The organism is Pectobacterium betavasculorum, from assembly GCF_000749845.1.
Classification (GTDB): Bacteria; Pseudomonadota; Gammaproteobacteria; order Enterobacterales; family Enterobacteriaceae; genus Pectobacterium; species Pectobacterium betavasculorum.
In genome coordinates this window covers 1-684 of record NZ_JQHM01000051.1, presented here as the reverse complement: position 1 = coordinate 684, position 684 = coordinate 1, and the positions used below count along the sequence as shown (strand labels likewise).

Annotated in this window: 1 protein-coding gene; it reads right to left on the bottom strand. The window is 59.6% G+C overall.

The window, feature by feature from the left end:
- Nucleotides 1-684: type VI secretion system tip protein TssI/VgrG (gene tssI, locus KP22_RS21025; RefSeq protein ID WP_039326337.1), on the bottom strand; the 684-nt coding region annotated here is incomplete at both ends.

Genomic DNA, 684 nt, shown 5'->3' with positions numbered 1-684 from the left:
GTTTATAGCGCCCCGGATAGTCGTAATGCTGATAGCTTTCACGCTGGTGTGCCAGCTCGCCGCTCATCTTCTTGTGCGACAGGCCGTAAGCTGGTGTCTTGAAGCTGTAGTCTTTCAGCTCGACTTCCGCCGTGCTCACCCGCTCCGCGTAGTGGAAGCGTCGAATATATTCGCCCTCGCTCAGCCCCTGCGTGGCCAGATTGAAGAACAGCTCGGGGCCTTTGGTCAGCGCCCCCGCATCGTCGGCAAACACTACCCGATGCTTACCTTCCTCGTACTCGTGGAAGAAGTACAATCCCTCTTCCGCCGCCAGACGGGTGATAAAGGCCAGGTCGCTTTCCCGATACTGCACGCAGTATTCCCGCACCGCGTGCTCATGGCGCAGTGCAAAGGCGTAGTCGGTAATACCCGCCTCTTCCAGCAACGCGCCGATAATCGCGTCCGGCTTCTGCGCCTGAAAAATGCGGGCGTTGGTACGCAGCCCCAGCCGCCACAGCGCCGGACGCACTTCCGCCTGATAGCGCGTGCGCCGGAATCCGGTATCGCCCTGCGTGAACCCACTGATAATGCCGCTGACACGACGCTTCAATTCACCTTCATACCAAATCATCAGCTCGCACGGCTGGTCGAGCACCGCGCCAAAATCGATATCCGGCAACGCACTCGCCAGACTCAGTGACAGGC